Source organism: Peptococcus simiae (assembly GCF_046097595.1).
Taxonomy (GTDB): domain Bacteria; phylum Bacillota; class Peptococcia; order Peptococcales; family Peptococcaceae; genus Peptococcus; species Peptococcus simiae.
Genome location: NZ_JBJUVG010000010.1, coordinates 49,081 through 67,134, shown reverse-complemented (window position 1 = coordinate 67,134; position 18,054 = coordinate 49,081). Strand labels below are relative to the sequence as shown.

Sequence of the window (18,054 nt, the reverse complement as noted above, 5' to 3'; positions counted from 1 at the left end):
AAATGCTTAGTCTAATCAGCTAGGGCTTTTACAAGCCTCCGACTTTAGTCGTGGGGTAGCTGACTTTTTCGTCTCCTTATCATGTTGCAATTTTTACATATTAACCTCAACATCAGGGCATAACTCTACCAGAGGCAGGATCCCGTCTCGCTTTAACGTTTCATAAAGGAACAAGCGGCCCTTCTGCGTCCACTTCGTGAGAAAGGTAGAGCATTTCAGGCCCTTACTGTTCACATACGAGGTGGTTTCGCTTTTCGTATAGCCCAGTTGAGCGTACTTGTTATATAAAAGCCAAGCGCCGCCCATTTTAAATTGAATGCCTTTCTCTTGCAGATAGGCGTTCATTCGTTTACCACTCCATCCATAGTCTTTCGCAATAACCGTAATGGGAACTGCGTTTTGACTGGACAAAACAATGTCATAGTAGGAGGCCTTAGGTTCCAATTCACCAATGATTTGCTCCTGCTTCCGGTTTTCCAACCGCAAGGTTTCCAGTTCTTTATTGGCTAGGAGTAAGGCTCTGGCCATTACTTTTTCAGGAGAATTATATTCTTTTTCGACTGCAATAAAGTATTGACGAGCCTGTTTTCCACGCTCTGTACGCTGGATCATAGATAACTCTTTGGCCATATCCAAGGTGAGGACATGATCGGTTATTTCTGTCGTTGGATTTTTAGGATTATTGGTCGTTCTTTTTTGGACAACCAATCCAAAGTCCTTATTCTCTTCAAATCCATAGTCGGCCATTCGTTTAAACCAAATATCATATCTAGTCTTAACTTCCAGAAACTCATGCAGCATCCGGCCGCTAATAGCTATATCTCCATTGTCTTTATTGATAATGGGAATTAGTCGATTGTTATCCATCTTTTATTCCCTCTCTTTCATCATACATTTCGGCAAACCAGTAAACTCATTAAAATGAAGATAACTATTATTATAGGGAAAACCCTTAACAGGTGGTCTCCATATTTAGCATTACTGTTAACGCTAATAATGAGCATTAAAGCACTTGCGGCTACAGTAATAGCCGCATATATCACCAGCATTTTGCTCATAAAGATTGGATCCATTAAAATTTCACTCATGCTCTTTTCCTTTCATTTTTTCGCTACATAAACCGGTATTCCTATTGCCTTTTGAACCGCTTCTTTCATTAAATTTTCGTCTGAGTTCTGATCAGACAAGTGAAGCAGCCACACCTCTCGCAACGAGAGGCTGACGTTCTCTTGTAGAAAAGCCAAGGTAGTTTTTAAGCTCATGTGGGTGTCCACAACACGGTTGGCTACTTTCTTCAGGACTTGTCCCGTCCGGACATTGTTCCAAAGGATATCCGGCTGGTAATTACACTCGATCATGATATGCGTCAGATTGGTGAAGTTATACGGAATAAACATGGTATCTGTCACGTAAAGCAACTTCTCACCCGACACGCTTGAGCGAATGACAAAGCCTAGTGGCTCTAAAGCATCGTGGATAACAGCAAAGGGCAGGACTGTAAAAGTACCTACAGCAAAAGGCTGAAGCGCCTTTATACAATTTCCCTGCGCTTTTTCCAAGGCCTCAAATGTACCTGCTGAAGCATAGACTGGAACGCCCATCTTAATGAGGTCTCCAACCGCTTTTGCATGGTCTTGGTGTTCGTGGGTGACGAGTACGCCATCTAAGGCAGAGGTCCTAAAGTGCAAGCCTTCTTTTATCTTCTTTATGGGCAGCCCGGCATCCAACAGGAGCGAGGTGCTCCCGTCAGATATCCGAACGGCATTTCCGCTTGAACTACTGCCTAAAATATCAATTTCCATGGCTTAAAACCCCGGTTCTAAGTCCGAAAAAAGATCCTCGGCACCGAAATCCGATTCCTCGTCAACTTCTTCCGAAATATCTACAACGCCTTCCTCTTTTATAGGCTGAGGCTCAACCGCTTCTTCAAAATCCAGCACCGGTGCCTCTTCTTGCTTAATGGGCTGAGGCTTAACCGGCTCTTTTGGAACAGCCGCTTGAGGGCTTTCCACGTCAATGAAGTCTTCCACCTCGTCGGTTGTATACATCCCCATAGCAATCTCCGGGGCATAAGCACGAATGAAGAAGGCGGCAGCCCGGTACATCAGCATTTGCTGGGGCATGGTGCGCCACTTACTGACAGGTTTACCGTTCCGGTCTGTCTTATCGTACCAACCCTCATCCTTGGCCAGCTGGATCGAGACCCATGAACCTTGTAAAAGGATTCCTGAGTCCAACTCCTTAGCATAGGCCCGGCACTTAGCATCATCCTTGGTCCCTGCAAACTCAAACTGCATAGAGGAAAACCGTCCACTAGCATTGAAGGTTGCAATAAGGAAGGAGGACGAAAAGCTGGGCCGACCATTCACGATATAGAGGTTCTGCATGACCATAAGTGGGTCAGCCTTCATCCGCTGGGCCATATTCAGCGCAATCACACAGTCCGAAATATTCCCTTGGTAATTCTTAGGAACCAAAGAGGACTGAGCAAACATCTGAGCAACACGCTGCATAAGTTTGAAACCTTCCAGCGTGTTGTAGCCCATAGTAACCGGCGCTTGAGATTCGTTAGCGACTTTTTCCATCATTTTGTTGTTTTCCATAATTTTTCTCTCCTTGTTATCTTTATTGTTTAATATCAACCTAGGCCTGTAAATAGGCCACAATGGCATCCTTGCTATCCTTTGCCAGCCCTCTAAAGCCGCTTTGGGCTAAAAATTCCCGAAGGTGCCTCATTGTAGTGGGTGTCAAATCCGACTCCAAGCACAGCATTTCCAAGTGTCCGGTTGCCGGATTAAAGCAACATATTTCCGTTGTATAGGAAACCAAGACTCGGTAACCCTTGTCGAAAAAGCGAACCCGGGCATTACCATTAAAAGACTTTCGTGGACTGTATAGAGGTGCTAATTGTCGCTCATAAAAGGTTGTCATTTAGTTTTCCTCCGTTTCAACTCTCAAAACCTTGTCATCTTCACTAACGTATAGAGCAAGGGTCTGCAAATCACCGGTCACTAGGTTGGTGACACTTTCTGCGTTATCAACCACCACCGGCACTTGTGTTTCCCAACACTCAGACAAGGCGGAAATAATCTCGAGTCCGGCATTAATCCGAGCAGCGTTATTGGCAGATGAGAAAGGGATGTACGCCCCATCATCACGAGGGACAAGGACATTGCACACGTCCTTGACACCACCATTGACCTGTTCTTCGGTTAAGACGAAGCGGACACTTGTAAAGCGGCTATTAATCCGCTCGTGAAGTGCGCTTGCCTTAGCTCGGGTGAAAATTTCCGTCTCATACAAAAGCCCTTCCAGCTCTTCATATTTGGCAGAGAGCTTCTTCTGTTCTGCCTGCAATTCCTCAATCCGCTTATCTTGAGCCTCTACAAGGGCCGCTTGAGAGAGCAGAGCCCTAAGAGCCTCTTGCTCCTCCTGAGCCTTTTTAAGGGCTGCTTCTCCAGCGGAGGTATCTACTGAAAAGTCCTCAGCATCAGATTGAATCTGGCTGATGGCTTCTTTCAGGTCGACTTCCTGCATTTCAGCGGACTGGGCTAAGATGGAAAGCTCTTCGCTATAAGCTGTATTCAAATCAGACAGGGCCTTATTAAGTTGAGAAATTTCTTCATCCAATTCTGCTGCCTGTTTGTGCAATTTGCTGACTTCCAAGGTCTTGGCCCCAATCGCCTTTTTGTTACAGGCCTGCCCTTTTTTATTAATGGACTCCAGCCTCTCAGCCCGGTCTTGGTTAAAGTCGGCTTCCGCTTCTTTTAACTTCTCCGGGGAAATGGCCTGACCACAAGTAGGGCAGATGCTGTTATGGACAAACTTTTCGTTTTTCACTGTCTGAAATTCCACAATGAGGTCCTGCCGAGCCTTAGTGAGCGCCTCGACCTCTTCTTCAACCAATCGGATGGTATGCAGGAGGTCTTTTTGTGCATGCTCTAGGTCTCGTTTTTGCAGCTCATGTTTTTGTTCTTCCTGTACTAGGTCAGCCTGCATTTTAGCTTTCTCAATAGTGAAGGACTGTCTAACGCTAAATATCTCTTTTGTCAGACGTTCCACCTCAGATGCAACGCCATCTGCTGCTTTCTTCTCAGCGATGACGGCTCTTAACCGTGTCGCTTCAGCCTCTAGCTCTGCAACACGAGCCTTTTCGTTGCCGGCTAGGGTAACGTCAGGCTTGGCTAGATTTGCTTCATCAATCCGGGCAGGAATCGCTTCGATATCCTTAGCCAGATCTCTTTTTTGTGCCTTTAACATTTTCGTCAACTCGTCAACCGTTAAGGGTTTCTTTTCAAGAAAGGCCCGTAGGTTAGCGACCTTGGAGCCAAGGCTTAATAAAACCTCGTTATCCGATAGGCCCCCGGACATTCCAATTAGGATCGCCCGGCGTTTTTCCCACGGTAGGGTTTCTGAAAAGAAAAGCGGGTCTGTCAAAATCTGTAGCCGTTCAGGAGAACCGAATCGGCTTTCAATAAACTTATCAAAGTCCTTTTTTTTCTGCGGCACAGCGTCAATGAAATAGTCGGTCGTGTGGCCGGCAAATTCCTCGGTTGCTTTCCCCCGGGACTTGGTGTATTTTTCGTAGAAAACCTTACGGAGTTCCACCTCTTCAGCCCCATCAGAAAAGATGGCCGTAACACTATGCTCCAGTCCGTGCTCTTCCCCCTCCGGACCAATCGTCTTAGGGGAAAAGCCTTTCTCCCCGGTACTGCTTTTATCAAAAAGCAGCCATGAAAGAGCATTAGCCACGGTGGTTTTACCGGTGGCGTTGTCACCATAAATACGAGTGGTCTGGCCAAGGTCAAAAGAGAGGTCTTTGATTCCTTGAAAATTTTTCAAGTGGATTGTTTTCAAAAACATTTTACTTTCTCCTTTTCTCAATAAAAAAAGAGATATGCTTGAAAGATTAACTTTCTTACATATCTCTTAATATTTAGCTTTATTTTTTAGTTAATTATTTCTTAGAGACTCAATAAATTCATCATCAGGAAGATCAGAACCCAGTGTTTGTTTGACTAAAGCTAGGTCAACACCATTATTGATGAGCCTTAGGGCTAATTGTTTTTTACCTTGGTCTACACCTTTTTCCATTCCCTTTTTCATTCCTTGAGCAATTCCTTCCATCCTACCTTCTTCACGAATAGAGATGCGCTCTTTTCTAGCAAGCTCCCGGTCTGTTAAAAAACGGGCAGTTTCATCATCTTTTACTGCTTTATACATGATTTCTACTACCTCCTTTGCCACTTCGCTTTTTAGGGCTAGGGACTCGAGCTTTTCCCATGAGTTAGCCTTAAATAGGTCTGCCCATAAGGTGCGCCCATAGATAGCATCGTCCCAAGTAGCCAACCGATTCTGTGTCAGGTCCATAATGGAAATCTGAAAACGGTCGGTAAAGCTCTTTTCGCTTTCCACGTTGCGCAGCTCATAGGTTGAGAAAAAGTCCGGATTTTCCCTATCAAAGGTATAGTTTAAGATACTAAACTGCCTAATGATAGGTAGACTTCCATAGTCCCTATTTGGGTCAGTTTCTGCTGCCATTCGGGCTGCATAATAAAGCGATCTGTAACGCCAATACTTGAATGCTTTAACCTGCACCTCTATATTGACAACAGTGTCTTTATTAACAACCGCTTTTACGTCTAAAATAATATCTTTTGAACCTGCACACTTTCCATAGTCATAGGGATTTTTGACCTCTACTGAGGTGATTTCATCCGGCTGCTTAGACAGCAATGAAGCCGTTAGCATCTTGAGAGCATATTGGCTCTCCTGCATAACATAATGAAACATGCCATCATTGGTTAAAGCAAAGAACTTTTCTTCAAACACTACACTTTCTCCTTTCAGTATACCTTACTTTTTGCAATAAAAAAAGAGATATGCTTGAAAGATCAACTTTCTTACATATCTCTTAATATTTAGCTTTTGTTTTTCTATTCACCTAGCGCAAGGGCTATCTGCTCCTCGGTGAAGCCTGCTCTAATCATATTAGAGCGTATGGCTTCTCGGCTTCTGGCGGTTCCTTTCTCCATGCCTTTCTCCATGCCTTTTTCTATGCCTTCTTCTAGGCCTCTAGCTAAGCCTTGCTGCCAGCCTTGTTCTAAGCCCCGTTCCAGTCCACACCGTTCGGCGGACTTTTCACGAGTGAGGGCGTCCATTTCAGCAATCTCTCGCTCATTAATAGCAAAAGAAATGCCGTCATCTTTCATTGCTGTACGCATAATATCCACTACCTCCCTTGCTAGTGTGTCCTTTTTCGCAAGTTGGTCTAATTCCTCCCAAGACTTAGCCTTAAAAAGGTCCGCCCAGATAAGCCTACCGGATGCAATATCATCCGGGGTTGCTAGATTTCTTTGGGTCAAATCCATAATAGCTATACGGAACCTATCAGTATAGGTCTTGCCGGTCTTTTGGTTCTGCAGCTCATATTCCGAGAAAAATGCCGAATCTTCCTCTTCAAAGGTATAATCCAATATGCTAAACTGCCGGATAATCGGCAACTCTGCATATGTTTTCCCCGGGTGGCTTTGTGCTGCCATTCGGGCTGCATAGAAGAGGGATCTTAGATGCCACGCTTCAAAACGTCTCACTTGCACTTCAATGTTTACTAGGGTATCTTTATTCACTCGGGCATTAACATCTAAAATAATTCTTTTGCCGCTAATCCGTTGACTATAGTCAATAGGATTAAGCACTTCTACGCTGGTTATTTCCTCCACCTTTTTCGACAACAGAGAGGCTACCAACCCTTTAAGGGCTACCTCACTTTTCTGCATGACGATGTGAAATAAGAGGTCATTTGTCAGCTGATAAAACTTAGGTTCACACATACATTTTCTCCTTTCAGTATACCTTACTTTTAGCAATAAAAAAAGAGATATGCTTGAAAGATCAACTTTCTTACATATCTCTTTGATTAACTTAAAAATGGACACAGAGGTCCCTATCTGTACTTCCCCATCATTCCCAGTTAAGGGTTACTTCCTTGCAATTACTCGCAAGGACTACGGCCAGCACATACACTGGTCGGCACAATGATAAAGACGCTTCGGTTAACGTCACCGGATCCTACTATTGCCTACCGAAATTACAATAGCCTCCGGAAATTTAATATACACACATTATACAACTTTTATTTTTTAAAGTCAACATCTATGGATAGAAAAACACGCCATTACGGCGTGTTAGAGAGGATATTTTCTTCTAGCAATTCATCTATTTCCTCTATAACGCTTTGCTCACTTTGCACATGGAGGGCATCATAGTGGCTCAATATATACTCACTAATCCCTTTTGACTGGAAAAGCTCTATTGCATCTTTTCCGGAAAGCCCTTTGTGATACCGATAGCGTTCTAGAAAAAAAATAAGATATTCTTCCGCCCTTGTCATTAACCTAAACTCCTTCCGGGAAGTCGTATGATCCAACCAACAGCTCATCTTGAAACATGGAATACAGGGTGGGAACGCTATAATGCCATAGCTTCAAATTTTCATCTGCAAGATCTTTATACAGGTCAGATTGATACAAACACTCCGCTGCCTCCAAGGTTGATAAATTACTATTTTCAGCAATCTTATTAACGAGTGGCGGAACAATTAACCCCAAGATAGAACTATATTGATTATTATCCATCTTTTACCACTCCTTCAAAATGCAGACACTTCAACGCTTTCTCAGAGGCAAAAACCAATTGATTGAATAAATCTTTTATCTTCAGAGCCTCTAGCGTTTCAGTTTTATCTAATACGCCAGCTTATACTCATTTTTTGAATAGCTCAGAATGTGTTCCAAGCCGATAAAGCATTAAAACAAGCACATCTCCACAAATCTCATAAATAAGCAGCCAGTCCTGTTCGATGTGACATTCACGAGTACCTTTGTAATTACCAGTAAGACCATGATCCCGGTATTTTACATCCAGCGTACCGCCATTCGCCAGAATATCGATTACCTCAAACAGTTTATCCAGATTCTTGTTTTGCTTTTTGGCAAGTTTCAAATCCTTCTTAAACTGATTGGTAAACTGTACATCATATTTCATACTTCAAGTGCCGCTTTAAGCGCACCCATGCTGGAATATCTCGGTGCAGAAGGGTCAGACATCATTTTCCGTCCTTCCTCAATTGCGACTGCTGTTGTTTTATTCGGTACATCCAATTTCAGTTCAAAAGGAATGCCCTGTTCACGGATAGCAGTTCGCAGAAACATATTTATAGCAGTTGTCATATTTAGACCAAGTTCATTGAAAATTTCTTCTGCCTGATCCTTGATGGCTCTATCTGTTCTAATGTTCAAGTTTGTTGTTGCCATACAGAACACCTCCATTCAAGCATATTATACACGGAAGTTCGGTTTATGTCAATACAACATCATTACGCAGGCTGCAAAAGCTCTCCTTTTTACCGAATAAAAAAACCACACAAGAGTTTCGGCTCCTGTGTGGTTAAGTATCATTGTTTATTTTCTAGTTCCATGTGCTTTCATTACAGCAGGGCTGATGATATCACGATTGCCCTTGCCATTGTTATAGACTCTATGCCAAGGTCCTCCTTTTTCATGCGACATTTCTAGCAACTCCCACGCCTCTAATGAGGCAGCTTCTGCACAAATTTGATCTACAAGGTCCTGACCTGAAAAGTCTATATATTTTCCCTCACTGACGGGGATTTTCAGTCCGCCATAGCCGGAAAAGTCATAATAAACAGCTGGAACAACAGGTCCAAATTGCCAAGCCTCAATACTTTCAGCGAAAGCCAAGTGGCCTTTCTCTTGAAGGAAAGATACTTGAACAAAATAAAGGATCTGCTGCAACTGAAGATTGCTAATAGGCTTCTCTATGTCGTAACACCTATAAATGATATAACGGGCGAAGTCTAAGGCTTTCACACCAACACCCTCCTTATGCGCAAATTGCTTCTTTGTTCCCTAGGGCCTCTTCTATGCCTTTCAGCAGTTGAGAAGAGGCCTTAGTAATCCTGTTCATAGCTTTTTTTAGGACTTGCCTTTTCTCTTCGTCCATGGTAGCCCAGCCTGCAATATAGGATAAGCTGACTTCTTCACAGGGTAGGCCAAACCGGCTGGATAATACATACGCCACCGATTCTGCCTCTACTTCTTTGACATGGACATCCATTGTTTGAGCCGCTTCAGTCCCATGGAGAACACTATGGGCCATTTCATGAAAGAGGGTAGAAATGATATCAGCCTCGGTCATCCCTTGATCTAGGACTATTTCCTTGTCTTTCCGGGAGAAATACCCATATGTCCCTCTTGGCAGATCCTGAAAACGAACAGGAACAGGGGAAACTGCCTTTAAGGCCTCAAATAACCGATCATAGCCTTGGACCTCACAGTCCATTCTATAGCTAGCTAGGCCGGGGAGTTCTTCACCGTCAGTCTGAGCAATATCAAAGACTGATACGACCCTGTAACCAATGAGCCGCTCTTCTTGCACCAGCTCTCCTTTCTTATCGAGAATAGGATTGCCATTCTTATCTTTTTTGATCTCATCTAGCTTCTTAATAACAGGGGCAAGGATTTTAATGGCCTTTTCCCCTTTTCTAACCTGTCTATTTAATTTCTTCCAGGTCTGATAGCCTGCCACCCGAGTAGCCTCGGGGCATTGGCTGGCGATAAGAACCGTATTCCCAAAAGAGTAAGCGTGAAAGTGACTTATCGTACGAAGCCACTTTTTATAATTCTCGCTCTCAAAGAGATTATCCAGCCCTACCTCTAATTGTTCTAACAATGCGGTTACTTTTTCGTTTTGCATGGTCATTTTCCATTCTCCTTTTCTGCTTAATAAAATAAGTTTGGATATTCCGTTCTTATACTTTTAGAGTATTTTTCGTGGCTTACAATGATGTGGTCTCGAAGCCTTATTCCTAAGATTTCCCCACCCTCAGCAAGGCGTTTCGTTAAGCCTAAGTCTTCCTGACTAGGTGTTGTATCGCCGCTAGGGTGGTTGTGAAAGACAATTATGTTTTGTACGTTGGCCAACATTGCCCGTTGGAAAACAGCGGAAGGCTCTACGATAGCTTGAGTCAAACCACCTACAGACACAATGCTATAGCCTACAGGCTTCAGCTTGGTATTCAGGAACAGAACGCCAAACTGCTCGACCGTCAGTCTTTCAGGCTTGAGAAACTCTCTTATACATAGAGCGGCTTTTTCATATGAGTTTAGCGGCTCAACAAATACTTTCTCTTCCTCGGCTTCATAAACCGGTGCATGCTCCATAACGACTCCCTGCTTAAAGAAGGCTTTTTCTTCTATATCGTTAAAATCTTTGATAAGTCCTTGTAGTTTCATTTCATTTTCTCCTTTTCAATAAAAAAAGAGATATGCAGGAAAGAATATCTTTCTCTTACATATCTCTTGGTGGTTTCTTTTTTTTTCTACAGTTCGTAAATATCTATATCACTCAACCCTTCATATTCGTAGGATGCTTGCACCCCACGCATATAGACTTCTCTGTCCTCTACCTTATCGGTGAGAGCGGACTGGAGCAATACATACAATTCCAGACTGTTTACCGGTGACCGCTCCATGGCTTGGAGGTACTGGTCCTTATCTACTTTAGCCCAGTCTACACAAAGACCTAACCGCTCTTTTAGGAGCAGGTCTAGCCAGATCCTCATAGAACGTCCATTACCTTCTCGGAAAGGATGGGCTACATTCATTTCTACATATTTATCTATGATCTCTTCAAAGGTAGCGTCCGGCATGGTATCGATTATTTTTAGATTAGCTTCTAAAAACAAAGCACCGGCAAATCGAAAATTACCTTTTGAGATATTTTCAGTCCGAACTTGTCCAGCGAAGGGAAACACATCTTGGAACAGGTACTTATGAATAGCACTTAGCCCCTCAAAGGTACCGACTTCAATGTTACGATATAAACCTTTATCCCAAAGTTCTAGCGACCTTTTTTTACTTAGCAACTCTTCTTTATGATCCATATTACTCTCCATCAGGCTCATTCCACTTGATGCCTGCAAAGGGATAGTCTGTTTTAGCTTCTTCACTTCGGGCCTGCCCAAAAATGCAGTTCTGATAAAGAAACTCTTTCAGATCCTCGGCATTTCCGGTTTCATAAAAAGCAATCAGCTTTATTTTAAACTCTTCTTGAAACTCAATAGGAATGCTTAATATGCCACACCCACAGCCAATTAAGATATGATTAGCTGCAAGCATAGCAGTCCTTTTATTCCCATCCAAAAAGGTCTGATTTCTCATTAGGAAGCAGAGGACCTGCAAAGCCCTATCAGTAGCGGAATAGCCTTGTATTTCCATTAACTCAGCTAAAATTCGCTTAGTCTTTGTTTCGGAGGGTATATTCGGCTTCCAACTTGTACCACCAATACCGACCTCTTGACCCTCTTCCCTAATGCGGCCTGCTCGATAAATAAGATTATCTGCACCGACAAGAGAATTGAGTTTACAGACATACGGATAATCCAAAGGATAATCTAAATTGGCTAATAGAAACTGCCATGCGTGTTTTAGATTATTAATGGTGACCACGGCGTCTACAGAGACGCCGGAGCCAACATATCCATTATATATATCGTCTGTCTGCGGAAATGTTACTGAAAGGCCTTCCAGTCTAGCACTTTTCCATATAGCATCGACCAAGGACCTTTTTGCAAAGGCAATATTCTGCTCTATGGTCATATTCCACTTATTTTTCAAGGATACCACCTCGGTATCTATTTTATCATAATTTATTCAATCATGCTTACTGCAACAGACAGCCCCTTAGATAGCTCCTCATTCCAGCCATACTTATTACAGAAAGATACCACCTGCTCTGTCCAAGCACCAGCTTGAACCATAAGGTCTTCTATGAGGTGATAAAAACCTTCTTTAGGACCATCTTCCCACTCTTCAGCTAGGATTAACAGGATGTTCGCTTGATGAATGGCCGTTTTAACGCTCTCTGAAGGGTCCCCTTCCTCAAAGAATTTCTCAGCAAATCTACTACAATCATCGGGCTTATAGGCCTCTAGGAGGATACGTACATCATCCTTTAGATATAAATCTATGCTGGTATTTTTCGGTAGGTCAATTTGGTTAATACCATTTTCTTTCTTGAAAACCTTCACTGAACCGTCGGATATAGTGTAGCCCTTAATGCCATGGTGCTGTATAAGCCACCTAACAGTTTCAACACCGCTTCCCAAAATAAAGGCAATGTCCTCAGCAATGAATACTGGATTGCCGAAAAAAGTCTTAGGCTTTAGTGAATAATTGAAACTAACATCTACCTTAGATGTGTTTTCAGAGGCCGTGGGAAACTCTCCTTTGAGCGCAGGAATAATGTCATTCCTAATCCAGTCTCTAATAAATTTAACCTCTCTCTCACTCTTTTTTGATTCAAATGAAATGATCATTTGGTATATGCCCCACTCGTTAACACAATTGTATGCGGTACCACATGAATCAATGCGGCGCTTGCATTTATCCTCCTTGTCGAGCGATTCCCATGCTTTGTATGGCTGGGTAATACCAAATACCCTACAAATATCTGCTGAGCAGAACCACGGTTCACCATTTTCCATGAAAGCCCGTATGGACAGAATACTTGGTGAGTTTACGGTGAATTTTCTTACATTGTTCATTCGCTTAATCTTCATCTTCCTTCTCCTTTTATCTTTAACTATTTTTATAGTTTAATCTCAACATTTAAGTATTAATTACCAGTAACCCTTCTTTATCTAGGAGGTCTAAAAAGTGAGTGCGCCCCTTAGCGGTGATTAAGGTCTGAACGCCGGCTTTTTCAATGCCGTACCCCCATTCCTTAATCCGGAAATAGCCTCTATTCTTGATGCTATAAGGCAGGAGCCTTTGTCGCTTGTCTCGGTAGAGGAATTTCTTTTCTAAGAGCCAGTTAATAAAAGCTTTTTGACCCAGCCCTAGGAGTTTAGCGGTGTCTCTAAAGTTGGTCAGATGATTGCAGGCCACTAAAGCATCATAATACTTGGCCTTGGGATCCATTTCTGCAATCTGACTTTGCTGGCTTTCAATTACCTTTTGCTTTTCTTCAATCACACTATTGGCCACAAGGACTGCCCTAGAAAGGAGTTCAAGGTCGTCCATTTTTTCCTGACCGGCGATATAGCCACCGTGCTTCCGGATAGATGGCAGGACCTCGGAGGTTACCCAACGTTTAAAGGCTTTTGCCTCCGGCAGCTTGCTTGCCATGATTAAGGAATACAAGCCGGATTCGTTAATGGTAATCATTTCTCGACTTTGACCTGAGTCGGTGAAACGCCGACCCAGCTTATCCTCGCTATCAACGTGTCTTTTAAGGGCATCAGAGGTATCTTTATACCCCAATGCTTTTGCAACTTCCTTTCCTACAAACCAAGGATTTTCATCTACAAAAATCACTCGAATACTCCCAAACATCTCGTTTTCAAATACTTGTAGATTAGACATAAAAATCTCACCTTTCTATATAATCTTTAGCTTTATTTATTCCAGTCTTATAGGTCCTTAAATACGTCTTCCGGCTCAATTTCTTTTGCAGAAAGAAACCAGTCCATCAGTATGGTCATTAGCTGATCGGATAATGCTCGATGATGATAGCGATCAAATAGGGCTATTATGATTTCCCACTCAGTCCGAAGATGGCCAAAATAATTGGCCGGGTCTATATAAGTTGTACTAGCCACCATACAAGGGTAGTATGACGGGAAGTAAAAATCCTTTATAGGCCCATGGACCTCCTCTTTAAAGTGGGCATCCATGATGTCATCAATACAAGAATCCGGCGAGTAATGCTCTAGCCGGTAGAGATTATATTGAATCCGGGCTCTATTGCCTTCAAAAAACCAAGCAACCGCTTCTGTTAGCATCCTCGTTTCTTTATTCCAGTCGATAATCCTCCGGCTGGTAAGCTTCGTATATTCTTCCATAACTCCCTCTCTTTTCTTTTGATGCCAGTCCTATAAGGCTGCCACTACATCTTCCGGGCTAATTTCTTCAACTTCATCAAACCAGTATTTGATGAAGCCTGCCAAGGAGTCGGATAACTCTTTCCCTTGATGACGCTTGCAAAGGGAAATCAACACCTCTACCTCAGGAGACAGATTGTCAATATAGTTAGCTGGATCAAGGCTTGCTCCGGCATTTTCCAGTCTTGGATAATATGGCGGACAATAATACGCCTTCAGGGCGCTACTGCTACCAAAGAGGAAGTCTTCCATTTCTGCCATGGACATATTCTTCATCCAGACAAACCGTTCTTTTTCCTGATCGTAGCTAGCTTCTTGACTAATCATTCCAATTTCTTCAAGGGTTTCAAGAGTGGCCTCATAAATATCTTCTTCGGAGCATTGTTCCATACGATAGATATAGTAATTAACGCTTAACACGTTATAGCTATCGAAAGAAATAAGCACCCGTAAAAAGTTCTGATTAGCCTCATCCCATGCAATGACTTTTTCTAAGGTTTCGACCTGTTTATTCATCAAAATTCGCTCCTTTATTTATGCTTAAAACGCAAACTTCCGTTTAACCGCTTGCAAGAGACCACTTGAGTGTTCAGTAGTCGCCTCTTCTTTAGCTTCCACTGGCTTCTCCTTGTTTGGGAGAACGACCAGCTTAGCCTCCTGCTCCTCCTTGGCTTTTAGTTGCTTCAACAGGTAGTCATCAATGCCTTTAGATGACGGATCCCAAAGCGCCTTCCCCGAAAAGTAGTCTTTTACTTTCCCGGAGGCATACAGGGCTTGGGCAGCACCGGCAGTATCAATCACGATATTCCCGGTTTCTTCCGGGACCTGGATCCCGTTAAAAGCCGCTAGTTTTAGCAGCTCGCCATAGCGCCGCTCGCACTCATCTAAGGCCCAGTACCGTCGTCTAAAGTCCATTTCAACCTCATGAGCAAGGTCTTCAATCTTCTTAGATGCCTTACTGACATTGGGGTTAATTACCTTATCCATGTCGAACATTTCAATTACTTGCGACACGCCCATCTCTTTTAAGGTCTGGAACTCATCTGGCAGGTCCCTCGTGTTGTTGACTCCCTGTAGAGCCATAAAGGGAGAACTAGCGCCCATAAGATGGGAAGCCACATCAGCCTTCAAGGGTCCCTCTGTTAAAAGAATGGCCCCTTTATTGCGAATAACCGGATTGCCTAACGGAAAATGGGTCCGGGAGATGTTCTCAGTTGCCCCTTCCGGCAGTCCTTTTGAGGACACGGTTAGGTAGCGGAGGTCTCCTTTGTCTAGTCTGACTTGCAGGCCCACAATTTCCCCGTTCATATTGCGAGTGGGAATAAGCATCCCGGAGGAAAGGTTAAAGCCCCAGTGACCACAAAGCTTGTAAAAGCCCGGAACACCCTTGAGGGTATAGCCTTCCCCGGCTAGGTGGTCTGCTAAGAGGACACCTGCGGCAATGTGGTAGAGGCTTGGATTAAAACCCCTATTTTGTAAAGGCTTTCGCATCATTTCAGCCACTTTGAGTGCTTTCGTATGGCCTTTTAGCCAAGGCATTTCAGCAGGAATAGTCCTATATTCATTTCTTTCAACGTCCTCTTCTGTTAGGCCCCTATCCAAGAGGTTCTGTCTATGCTCTTCCGATAAAGCAAAAGGCTTAAAGCGCAGGACTGCACTATACGCCTTGTGAAGAACATCATCACCGGGAGGCAAGATTGCCTCGTATTTCTCTTCTACCGTGTTTCGTGCTTTTTTGTATTCGTAGTTTCTGTTATCTTCGCCGATTTCTTCTAAAAGGCTAGGAAAATCCCCCTTTAAGTATTTGCGACCAAAGCGAACAAGACTATATAGGTCCAGCTTGCCGCCACCTGTACTACACCGAGGACAGTTAAATACGCCCTTGGCAGTGTTGACGTTCAGGTGGTATTTGTGGTCATTGCAGAAGGGGCAGCGGACATTGAATGAGTCAGCCTTTTGCGACCGACGCTCTCTTTCCAGCCCCAAGATATCTACGATTTGCTCAATCCTTATTTCCATTTTTTGCTCGCTCCTTTTCTCCATAAAAAGCAAAAAGAGACGTGTCGGCAGGATAATCTTTCCGCTTTCACATCTCTTTGGTATCAATTTTGATTGGCCTAGTCTATAAAATAGTCGTGCAATTCTTCTTCTAAGGTACTGGCAAGGCATTCAGGACAGTCTGTCATCCGGAGATTATTCTCGTCTAAAAATGCAACGAGTTCTCGGCGAGACATATCCTTGAATAAGTAAGGCAGCAAGTAGGAACCCCTTTCCTCCAGTTCGGCCTGCAAGTTAAAGAGGCCATAATCGGTAAAGGTATCCGCTGCCATCTCTTCATATCCATACGCTTCCAAGTTTTCAGCATTAATTTCCAAGTCGTAGTCCTCAGTAACGATAAGCTCTGTAGCATACTCTGCTTCCGGGTTGTAGGTGGTCTCGCACTTCATGGTGTAAAAGACCTCCATTCCCGGCTCGTAGTCTACAAAATCCCACTTAATACTAACCGGCCCGGTAGGCTGCAAGGTTTCAAAAAATCGCTTAACATTATTGGCAAAGAGCCAGCGGCCGATTCCATAAAACTGTAGCCATGTCCTGCTTTTGGGAGCCTCTTCCAGTTCTGGGGCCCCGTAATACCACTTCTGTTCTTCTATCTGCCGGTAAATGTCCTCCATAACGGACTGGTCACAGTCGAAGAAGATACCACCGTACGGTTCTGAAATATTCGCCATTTTTTCATTCTCCTTTTCTGTTCTCTCATTTTTCGCAATAAAAAAAGAGATATGCAAGAAAGAATATCTTTCACTTACATATCTCTTAATATTTAGCTTTATTTTTTCTTATTTAAGGCTATCCAATTCCTCATCAGAGAAAGGATAATTAGTTAACCGCCTCACATCATCACGAGAGAAACCTTCAACCAATAAGTTTTTAGCAAACTCAAAGTTTTTGATTTCCATGCCTTTTTCCATGCCTTTAATCATATTTTCTTCTCTCGCATAAGCTTCTTGGGCTGCACGGTCTCGTTCAAGGATTTCCTTATCACTTAACCAACGAGACATATTATCGTCTGTAGTTGCTTCATACATAGTCTCTACAACCTCCTTTGCTAAATTACTATTTTCTGTTAGCTCTTCAAGTGCATTCCATGACTGGGCCCGGAATAACTTTGCCCAAAGCAAGCGATTCGAGAGCCTGTCTACCTCAGTTGCTAAATCCATTCGCCGCAAATTTAAAACGGAAAGCTGAAATTTGTCGGAGTATTCTTCACCGATATCATCTTCAATCAGCCTGTAGTTATAAAAAAACTTTGGAACTGAACTGTCAAAAGGGTAATCAAGGATGCTTACCTGTCTTATTGGCTTAACCGCTCCGTATTCTGCTCCGGGATTATACCCACTTAACATACGAGCAGCATAATAGAGCGCCCTATCACGCCAATATTTAAATTTGCGAACTTGCACTTCTACATTAACGATCTCTCTTGCATCAACTTCAGCCTTAACATCAAGAATAATCTCTTTTCCGGTCATTTTCTTATGAAAATCAATCGGATTCAAAACCTGTACACTTGTAATGGCATCAGCCGGCTTGGATAACATTGCTGCTATAAGGCCTCGCAAAGCCACCTCGTTCTCTTGCATGACAATATGAAACATTAAATCGTTCGTCAACCGATAAAACTTAGGTTCACACATACATTTTCTCCTTTCAGTATACCTTACTTTTGACAATAAAAAAAGAGATACGCTTGAAAGAAAATCTTTCTTACATATCTCTTGATTAACTTAAAAATGGACACAAGGTCCCTATCTATACTTCCCCATTATTCCCAATTAAGGGTTACTTCCTTGCAATTACTCGCAAGGACTACGGCCAGCAAATACACTGGTCGGCACAATAATAAAGACGCCTCGGTTCACGTCACCGGATCCTACTATTGCCTACCGAAATTACAATAGCCTCCGGAAAATTAATATATTCACATTATACAACCTTTATTTTTTAAAGTCAACATCTATGGATAGAAAAACACGCCATTAAGGCGTGCCTATATATAAACATGTCTTCTTGGACTGAAAGGACCTTTG

General features: G+C 43.0%; 23 protein-coding genes. All 23 read right to left on the bottom strand.

Translation table 11 applies throughout. From position 1 onward, the window contains the following. Positions 1-93 precede the first annotated feature (93 nt). Positions 94-867 (bottom strand): phage antirepressor KilAC domain-containing protein, encoded by a 774-nt coding sequence (locus ACKQTC_RS07350; RefSeq protein ID WP_408977796.1) that lies wholly within the window; start codon positions 865-867, stop codon positions 94-96. 20 nt (positions 868-887) lie between these two features. Continuing rightward, entirely contained in the window at positions 888-1,088 is a 201-nt protein-coding gene (locus tag ACKQTC_RS07345; protein WP_408977795.1) for a hypothetical protein, read from the bottom strand. Between the two features lie 12 nt (positions 1,089-1,100). Continuing rightward, the gene (locus ACKQTC_RS07340; protein WP_408977794.1) at positions 1,101-1,802 is read right to left on the bottom strand and encodes an MBL fold metallo-hydrolase; all 702 of its coding nucleotides are present in this window, start codon (positions 1,800-1,802) and stop codon (positions 1,101-1,103) included. Between the two features lie 3 nt (positions 1,803-1,805). Continuing rightward, complete coding sequence (locus tag ACKQTC_RS07335) at positions 1,806-2,603, bottom strand: recombinase family protein (RefSeq protein WP_408977793.1); 798 nt, start codon at positions 2,601-2,603, stop codon at positions 1,806-1,808. A 328-nt stretch (positions 2,604-2,931) separates the two neighbouring features. Then, entirely contained in the window at positions 2,932-4,863 is a 1,932-nt protein-coding gene (locus tag ACKQTC_RS07330; protein WP_408977792.1) for an AAA family ATPase, read from the bottom strand. 90 nt (positions 4,864-4,953) lie between these two features. Then, positions 4,954-5,832: an Rpn family recombination-promoting nuclease/putative transposase gene (locus tag ACKQTC_RS07325; protein ID WP_408977791.1), complete on the bottom strand. Its 879-nt coding sequence runs from the start codon at positions 5,830-5,832 to the stop codon at positions 4,954-4,956. 104 nt (positions 5,833-5,936) lie between these two features. Next, complete coding sequence (locus tag ACKQTC_RS07320) at positions 5,937-6,833, bottom strand: Rpn family recombination-promoting nuclease/putative transposase (RefSeq protein WP_408977790.1); 897 nt, start codon at positions 6,831-6,833, stop codon at positions 5,937-5,939. A gap of 344 nt (positions 6,834-7,177) precedes the next feature. Further along, a complete protein-coding gene (locus ACKQTC_RS07315; RefSeq protein ID WP_408977789.1) occupies positions 7,178-7,393 on the bottom strand; it encodes a DUF3791 domain-containing protein in 216 nt (71 codons plus the stop codon). A 4-nt stretch (positions 7,394-7,397) separates the two neighbouring features. Beyond that, positions 7,398-7,637, bottom strand: coding sequence for a hypothetical protein (locus ACKQTC_RS07310; protein ID WP_408977788.1), 240 nt, complete (start codon positions 7,635-7,637; stop codon positions 7,398-7,400). A 127-nt stretch (positions 7,638-7,764) separates the two neighbouring features. Continuing rightward, positions 7,765-8,046 carry a type II toxin-antitoxin system YafQ family toxin gene (locus ACKQTC_RS07305; RefSeq protein ID WP_408977787.1) on the bottom strand — a complete coding sequence of 94 codons (282 nt, stop codon included), beginning with the start codon at positions 8,044-8,046 and terminating at the stop codon, positions 7,765-7,767. Beyond that, a complete protein-coding gene (locus ACKQTC_RS07300) occupies positions 8,043-8,315 on the bottom strand; it encodes a type II toxin-antitoxin system RelB/DinJ family antitoxin (protein WP_408977786.1) in 273 nt (90 codons plus the stop codon). Before ACKQTC_RS07300 ends, ACKQTC_RS07305 begins: the two co-directional genes overlap by 4 nt. Positions 8,316-8,462: 147 nt before the next feature. Further along, a complete protein-coding gene (locus ACKQTC_RS07295; protein WP_408977785.1) occupies positions 8,463-8,891 on the bottom strand; it encodes a Panacea domain-containing protein in 429 nt (142 codons plus the stop codon). 13 nt (positions 8,892-8,904) lie between these two features. Continuing rightward, on the bottom strand, positions 8,905-9,783 hold the full coding sequence (locus ACKQTC_RS07290) for an ArdC-like ssDNA-binding domain-containing protein (protein WP_408977784.1): 879 nt from the start codon (positions 9,781-9,783) through the stop codon (positions 8,905-8,907). A 20-nt stretch (positions 9,784-9,803) separates the two neighbouring features. Further along, positions 9,804-10,316, bottom strand: coding sequence for a JAB domain-containing protein (locus ACKQTC_RS07285; RefSeq protein ID WP_408977783.1), 513 nt, complete (start codon positions 10,314-10,316; stop codon positions 9,804-9,806). Positions 10,317-10,402: 86 nt separating this feature from the next. Next, entirely contained in the window at positions 10,403-10,966 is a 564-nt protein-coding gene (fic, locus tag ACKQTC_RS07280) for a protein adenylyltransferase Fic (protein WP_408977782.1), read from the bottom strand. 1 nt (position 10,967) lies between these two features. Continuing rightward, positions 10,968-11,699, bottom strand: coding sequence for a Fic family protein (locus tag ACKQTC_RS07275; protein ID WP_408977781.1), 732 nt, complete (start codon positions 11,697-11,699; stop codon positions 10,968-10,970). A 32-nt stretch (positions 11,700-11,731) separates the two neighbouring features. Next, complete coding sequence (locus ACKQTC_RS07270) at positions 11,732-12,643, bottom strand: BRO-N domain-containing protein (protein ID WP_408977780.1); 912 nt, start codon at positions 12,641-12,643, stop codon at positions 11,732-11,734. A 49-nt stretch (positions 12,644-12,692) separates the two neighbouring features. Then, on the bottom strand, positions 12,693-13,448 hold the full coding sequence (locus ACKQTC_RS07265; RefSeq protein WP_408977779.1) for a BRO family protein: 756 nt from the start codon (positions 13,446-13,448) through the stop codon (positions 12,693-12,695). A 47-nt stretch (positions 13,449-13,495) separates the two neighbouring features. Continuing rightward, complete coding sequence (locus tag ACKQTC_RS07260) at positions 13,496-13,927, bottom strand: hypothetical protein (RefSeq protein ID WP_408977778.1); 432 nt, start codon at positions 13,925-13,927, stop codon at positions 13,496-13,498. A gap of 30 nt (positions 13,928-13,957) precedes the next feature. Continuing rightward, the gene (locus tag ACKQTC_RS07255) at positions 13,958-14,482 is read right to left on the bottom strand and encodes a hypothetical protein (protein ID WP_408977777.1); all 525 of its coding nucleotides are present in this window, start codon (positions 14,480-14,482) and stop codon (positions 13,958-13,960) included. A 24-nt stretch (positions 14,483-14,506) separates the two neighbouring features. Next, a complete protein-coding gene (locus ACKQTC_RS07250) occupies positions 14,507-15,985 on the bottom strand; it encodes a hypothetical protein (protein ID WP_408977776.1) in 1,479 nt (492 codons plus the stop codon). 98 nt (positions 15,986-16,083) lie between these two features. Further along, the gene (locus ACKQTC_RS07245) at positions 16,084-16,695 is read right to left on the bottom strand and encodes a hypothetical protein (RefSeq protein WP_408977775.1); all 612 of its coding nucleotides are present in this window, start codon (positions 16,693-16,695) and stop codon (positions 16,084-16,086) included. A gap of 108 nt (positions 16,696-16,803) precedes the next feature. Next, entirely contained in the window at positions 16,804-17,661 is an 858-nt protein-coding gene (locus tag ACKQTC_RS07240) for an Rpn family recombination-promoting nuclease/putative transposase (protein WP_408977774.1), read from the bottom strand. Between the last annotated feature and the right edge of the window lie 393 nt (positions 17,662-18,054).

Bases quoted from the DNA above. Each gene is read 5' to 3' on its own strand.
- ACKQTC_RS07350 (WP_408977796.1), bottom strand. From the start codon at position 867: ATGGATAACAATCGACTAATTCCCATTATCAATAAAGACAATGGAGAT.
- ACKQTC_RS07345 (WP_408977795.1), bottom strand. From the start codon at position 1,088: ATGAGTGAAATTTTAATGGATCCAATCTTTATGAGCAAAATGCTGGTG.
- ACKQTC_RS07340 (WP_408977794.1), bottom strand. From the start codon at position 1,802: ATGGAAATTGATATTTTAGGCAGTAGTTCAAGCGGAAATGCCGTTCGG.
- ACKQTC_RS07335 (WP_408977793.1), bottom strand. From the start codon at position 2,603: ATGGAAAACAACAAAATGATGGAAAAAGTCGCTAACGAATCTCAAGCG.
- ACKQTC_RS07330 (WP_408977792.1), bottom strand. From the start codon at position 4,863: ATGTTTTTGAAAACAATCCACTTGAAAAATTTTCAAGGAATCAAAGAC.
- ACKQTC_RS07320 (WP_408977790.1), bottom strand. From the start codon at position 6,833: ATGTGTGAACCTAAGTTTTATCAGCTGACAAATGACCTCTTATTTCAC.
- ACKQTC_RS07315 (WP_408977789.1), bottom strand. From the start codon at position 7,393: ATGACAAGGGCGGAAGAATATCTTATTTTTTTTCTAGAACGCTATCGG.
- ACKQTC_RS07310 (WP_408977788.1), bottom strand. From the start codon at position 7,637: ATGGATAATAATCAATATAGTTCTATCTTGGGGTTAATTGTTCCGCCA.
- ACKQTC_RS07305 (WP_408977787.1), bottom strand. From the start codon at position 8,046: ATGAAATATGATGTACAGTTTACCAATCAGTTTAAGAAGGATTTGAAA.
- ACKQTC_RS07300 (WP_408977786.1), bottom strand. From the start codon at position 8,315: ATGGCAACAACAAACTTGAACATTAGAACAGATAGAGCCATCAAGGAT.
- ACKQTC_RS07290 (WP_408977784.1), bottom strand. From the start codon at position 9,783: ATGACCATGCAAAACGAAAAAGTAACCGCATTGTTAGAACAATTAGAG.
- ACKQTC_RS07285 (WP_408977783.1), bottom strand. From the start codon at position 10,316: ATGAAACTACAAGGACTTATCAAAGATTTTAACGATATAGAAGAAAAA.
- fic (WP_408977782.1), bottom strand. From the start codon at position 10,966: ATGGATCATAAAGAAGAGTTGCTAAGTAAAAAAAGGTCGCTAGAACTT.
- ACKQTC_RS07270 (WP_408977780.1), bottom strand. From the start codon at position 12,643: ATGAAGATTAAGCGAATGAACAATGTAAGAAAATTCACCGTAAACTCA.
- ACKQTC_RS07265 (WP_408977779.1), bottom strand. From the start codon at position 13,448: ATGTCTAATCTACAAGTATTTGAAAACGAGATGTTTGGGAGTATTCGA.
- ACKQTC_RS07260 (WP_408977778.1), bottom strand. From the start codon at position 13,927: ATGGAAGAATATACGAAGCTTACCAGCCGGAGGATTATCGACTGGAAT.
- ACKQTC_RS07255 (WP_408977777.1), bottom strand. From the start codon at position 14,482: ATGAATAAACAGGTCGAAACCTTAGAAAAAGTCATTGCATGGGATGAG.
- ACKQTC_RS07250 (WP_408977776.1), bottom strand. From the start codon at position 15,985: ATGGAAATAAGGATTGAGCAAATCGTAGATATCTTGGGGCTGGAAAGA.
- ACKQTC_RS07245 (WP_408977775.1), bottom strand. From the start codon at position 16,695: ATGGCGAATATTTCAGAACCGTACGGTGGTATCTTCTTCGACTGTGAC.
- ACKQTC_RS07240 (WP_408977774.1), bottom strand. From the start codon at position 17,661: ATGTGTGAACCTAAGTTTTATCGGTTGACGAACGATTTAATGTTTCAT.